Annotated in this window: 5 protein-coding genes and 1 pseudogene; 5 read left to right on the top strand and 1 reads right to left on the bottom strand. The window is 51.7% G+C overall.

The genetic code is table 11. The annotated features are described in order from the left end of the window. Positions 1-298 (top strand): annotated as a pseudogene (locus tag SHEWPOL2_RS21465) (hypothetical protein); the annotation flags it as partial. Here SHEWPOL2_RS21465 and cadR read toward each other — a convergent pair. After that, entirely contained in the window at positions 276-683 is a 408-nt protein-coding gene (gene cadR, locus SHEWPOL2_RS21470; protein WP_037431557.1) for a Cd(II)/Pb(II)-responsive transcriptional regulator, read from the bottom strand. The pseudogene SHEWPOL2_RS21465 and the gene cadR overlap by 23 nt on opposite strands. 77 nt (positions 684-760) lie before the next feature. On the opposite strand from cadR, the gene SHEWPOL2_RS21475 reads away from it, so the two are divergent. From SHEWPOL2_RS21475 to SHEWPOL2_RS21495, 4 genes are all read left to right on the top strand, one after another. Continuing rightward, positions 761-1,660, top strand: a complete 900-nt coding sequence (locus SHEWPOL2_RS21475) for a cation transporter (RefSeq protein WP_011711494.1) — start codon at positions 761-763, stop codon at positions 1,658-1,660. A 191-nt stretch (positions 1,661-1,851) separates the two neighbouring features. Beyond that, a complete protein-coding gene (locus SHEWPOL2_RS21485; RefSeq protein WP_037431561.1) occupies positions 1,852-2,208 on the top strand; it encodes a hypothetical protein in 357 nt (118 codons plus the stop codon). A gap of 83 nt (positions 2,209-2,291) precedes the next feature. Then, entirely contained in the window at positions 2,292-3,632 is a 1,341-nt protein-coding gene (locus tag SHEWPOL2_RS21490) for a TolC family protein (RefSeq protein ID WP_011711493.1), read from the top strand. After that, positions 3,629-4,443: efflux RND transporter periplasmic adaptor subunit (locus SHEWPOL2_RS21495; protein ID WP_037431563.1), on the top strand; the 815-nt coding region annotated here is incomplete at its 3' end. The genes SHEWPOL2_RS21490 and SHEWPOL2_RS21495, both read left to right, overlap by 4 nt.

Here is a 4,443-nt window from a genome sequence, read left to right on the forward strand (position 1 = left end):
CAAATTCTTTTCAGCCACCACCTACTTGCTGCTAGCGCTGGCATTTGTCCTGATGGGCAAAGCTGTGTCGGCATTACAGGAGGCGGCCATCATCGGTATGACGCCATTACCTGTGAGTTTTGAGATTGACTGGATTGGCGTCAAATCCACCTGGCAAGGCGTGCTTGCGCAACTTTCGGTACTTCTGGTTTACCTGGTATTTTTAATACTATCCAAATCAAAACGCGCAACATCACCGCCGATAACACAGGCGTCCGATTTCAAGCGCGTAAGTGTTACCGCTTCTGATGCTGATTAGTGGTTAACGTTTGCAAGATGCCGCACTGTTCGATCGTCCTTTCACTGGAGCAGCTGCAGCGAAGTACTTTCAAATGCTCGCGCAGCTGAACCAGCTCCTGAATGCGCGTTTCCACTTGTTGAATGTGCGTATCCATCATGCGATTGACTTGATCACATTGCGCACCCGGTGAGCGTTTTAATGTGAGTAGCTGGCGGATCTCGGACAAACTGAGATCCAGGTTACGGCAGAGCTTGATAAATAGCAGCTGTTCGACAGCAGCTTCATCGTAAAGTCGAAAATTGCCGTCACTACGCTGTGTCGTGCACAGCAACTGTTCTTTTTCATAGTAACGGATAGTTTGCACCGAGCAATCCGTCTTTTTTGCCAGCTCGCCAATCTTCATTTATTCAATCTCTGTGCTTGACTCTATAGTAACTATAGAGTTTAAACTGCCCACCTTGGATAGAACAAGGGTTTTTTATGACGACCACATGCGGTGGCAATTGCCAAAATAACGCGACGGAGAACACTCCCCAAATTGCCGAAGTACACGACGCTTCTCATGGCGGCTTTGTTAGTGAGTATCATGTCCCCAAGATGGACTGTCCTTCAGAGGAAGGCATGATCCGTATGGCGTTGGACAGTGTGCATCCTAAAGTCACATTGGAATTCGATACCCCCAAGCGCAAGGTGAGTGTCTACCATGGTGATAACGCTGACCTTATTAAAAAAAGAATGCAATCAGTCGGTCTGGGCGCGAGACTTGTCAGTACAATGCCCGTCGCCAGCGAGTCCATCGCCCGTGCGCAGGCGTCTGCAAAACAGGAGGCAGAAAGAGAAGCTGGCATTCTCAAGTGGCTACTGGCAATCAATGGCATCATGTTTGTCATTGAAATTACTGTCGGCTGGTGGGCGCAATCCACTGGTTTGATTGCGGACTCCCTGGATATGTTCGCTGATGCCGCCGTCTACGGCGTGGCGCTGTATGCCGTAGGGCACAGTGTGCGGATGAAGTTGCGTGCAGCCCATTTTTCCGGTTGGCTTCAGATCATTCTCGCCTTGGGCGCTTTGGGCGAGGTGGTAAGGCGATTAGTATTGGGTAGTGAACCGGTTTCCACTTTGATGATGAGCTTCGGGCTTGTTGCCTTGGCGGCCAATGTGACCTGTCTGCTGTTGATTGCCAAAAGCCGGGATAGCGGCGCCCATATGAAAGCCAGCTGGATTTTCTCCGCCAATGACGTGATTGCCAATCTAGGGGTGATCCTTGCCGGTGGATTGGTGGCCTGGACGGGCTCACGTTATCCAGACTTGGTGATTGGCCTTATCATCGGTTTGATTGTGTTGAATGGTGCGCGCCGTATCTTGCAGCTCAAGTCCTGAGCCGAGCACAATATGAACAACAAGCAATGGTCTTTTTTTGATAACTCGCCAATAAAAATCCTCGACCTGGCTCGCTTTGATAAGCGGATAACAGGTAAACGAAAGGCGCTGGGACAATCGGGGATTGAATCCGTAATCAAGGGTGGACTGCTTCGCAGTTTATTCCATTTCATTGGGGTTATGTTCGGTTTATGAGTCGAAAAGCACTGTCTTATCTGCTGTTACTCTTGATTGCACTGCAATCAGTGACAGCTATGGCTGACGTGCATCCCATTAATTATTCGGATACAGCCCCTTATTCCTCTGATTTCATCGATGGCTCATCATCGGGAGTACTGGATAGCTCGACCGCTACTGATCCCACTGATCAGAATATGTCCACTGACTGCCTGTTTCATTGCCATCACCATGGCTGCCATTGCCATGTCTATTTATCCGGTAACCTGACTCACCCAAACTTTTTGCATAAACATTCGTTGCATAACGACTCTCAAGCCCTCATTCCCGAGGCCCCATCCTCGTCGCTGTACCGCCCTCCAATCGCCTGATTTTACCGATTATGTTTTTTCTGTGTTGCCGTTATCGTTGCAACGCGCGGTTTGAATTATCTTAAATAAGTAGGATCTACCATATGCTATCAATACGTACTGCGCCGGGTTCTGGCGCTTTGGGGCGGAGGAATATCAAAAGCCGATGTATTCTGTTCAGTTTATTATTTTTCATTTCTTCGTCGGGGCTTAGCGCCGAGCCTGGGGACTCAACGATCACGCTGACCAATGCGGTGCAGCGCGCCTTGTCACAAAACCCGTCTTTGAAAGTTTTTCCCTACCGCTACGCAGCCCTTCAAGGGCAGGCCGAAACAGCCGGGTTAAGACCGGCGTATGAGCTGGGATTTGACGCTGAAAATGTCGGGGGCACTGGGGACTTCAGCGGCGCAAGTGGTGCTGAACTCACCATTGCGCTGTCTTCGGTCATCGAAATGGGGGATAAGCGCGCGGCACGGCAAGGCGTAATCTCCCACAGTCGGTCGGTGCTCAATGCCAGCCGACAGGTGGAATCCTTGGCCTTATTGGGCGAAGTCACCCGCCGTTACGTCGATGTGCTAGCGGCACAGGAGCAGGTCACCCTGGCTGGCGAGGCCGCCCAGTTGGCGAGCGAGAGCTTACGCATTGTGAAAAAGCGGGCTACGGCGGGAGCGACACCCGAGGCGGAAGTCAAACGGGCACAGGCCGCTGCCGAGCAAGCGAAGCTCGCTTTGCTTTCGGAGCAGCAACGGCTTGCTTATTTGAAAGTGTCGTTGTCTGCCCTGTGGGGGGTAACCTCACCGGACTTTGACAAAGTGGAAGGTGATCTATTCCAGTTTGGCGAGGACGTGGCATTCGACCTGTTGTACGCCAAAGTTGAAAAAAATCCTGCGATAGAAGTATTCGCAGCAGAGTCCCGCCTCAAAGAAGCAGAAATACGCCTTGCTCAAACCCAATCCAGTGCCGATATCAGTTGGTCGGTGGGGGTTCGTCGCTTGCAGGAAACCGATGACACCGCGTTGGTAGCGGGTTTCAGCATGCCGTTGTTTTCCGGCAAGCGAAATGTCGGCGCCGTTTCGACCGCGTTGGCCGAAAAAAATCAGGTGTTGGCAGAGCGCGATGTAATGCTGCTGGATCTACACACGCAACTGTTCCGGGCTTTTCACAACCGCAAACAAGCCATTGTCGCGGTAGAGGCACTGCGCACCGCCATCATTCCCGCCCTTGAGCAGGCCCTGGTAGAAACTCAGGCGGCCTATCAACGCGGTCGCTACGGGTATCTCGACTATGTCAGCGCGCGGCAGGAATTATTGAGCGCCAGGCGCACCCAGATCGAAGCGGCCGCAGCCGCCTTAACCTATGGTGCAGAAATTGAGCAGCTAACAGCAGAGCCCTTGGCCTTGACACAGTATGGCGAAGACAACACATTTTCAGGAACCCCACAATGAAATCAAATACCCAGTTAAAAAAATCATTTATCCGTCTAATTACGTGTTGCTTTGCGATCACCCTGTTGTCTGGACAAACTTTCGCCGAGACGGGTCACGGAGAAGAGGAAGAGCACGGTGAAGAAGGCCACGTCGAGCTGACCCAGGAGCAGATAAAACATGCCGGCATTACGCTGGCAACCGTTACCTCGGGCAGCATCCGCGATGTTTTGCCAGTATATGGCGTCGTCGCCACCAACGCAGAGCGTGTACAGTCGGTAACGGCACGCTTCGACGGCGTTATTCGGGAAGTTAAAAAAAGTGTTGGTGATCCGGTTCGCAAAGGCGAACCCCTGGTGACTGTGGAAGCGAATGAAAGTCTGAAAACCTATTCGATAGTATCCGCACTCAATGGTGCCGTTACCCAGCGGAATGCAAACGCTGGCGAGCACACTACGGATATCCCGTTGTTGGTAGTACAGGATTTCTCAACGGTTTGGGTGGAGCTGTCGGTTTTTCCCAAGGATGTTGCTCAGGTTGAATTAGGCCAGCGGGTTCGCATTCTCAGTCTCGATTCGACCCATATCGCAGAGGGAAAAATCATCTATATTGCGCCGCTTGGCCAAACTGGTAATCAGGCCATTATGGCGCGCGCTTTGATCGACAACCCGAATGGCATTTGGAAACCCGGTCTCTTTGTCAACGCGCAAATCACCCGCGCCGAAATAGCCGCTCCAATGGTGATCCGCAACGAAGCCTTGCAAATCGTCGAGGATAACCCTGTCGTTTTTGTTCGGGGTGAGGAAGGTTTTGAAGCACGTACAGTGACTTT

Source organism: Shewanella sp. POL2 (assembly GCF_000282755.1).
Lineage (GTDB): Bacteria > Pseudomonadota > Gammaproteobacteria > Enterobacterales > Shewanellaceae > Shewanella > Shewanella xiamenensis.

Bases quoted from the DNA above. Each gene is read 5' to 3' on its own strand.
- SHEWPOL2_RS21475 (WP_011711494.1), top strand. From the start codon at position 761: ATGACGACCACATGCGGTGGCAATTGCCAAAATAACGCGACGGAGAAC.
- SHEWPOL2_RS21490 (WP_011711493.1), top strand. From the start codon at position 2,292: ATGCTATCAATACGTACTGCGCCGGGTTCTGGCGCTTTGGGGCGGAGG.
- SHEWPOL2_RS21485 (WP_037431561.1), top strand. From the start codon at position 1,852: ATGAGTCGAAAAGCACTGTCTTATCTGCTGTTACTCTTGATTGCACTG.
- cadR (WP_037431557.1), bottom strand. From the start codon at position 683: ATGAAGATTGGCGAGCTGGCAAAAAAGACGGATTGCTCGGTGCAAACT.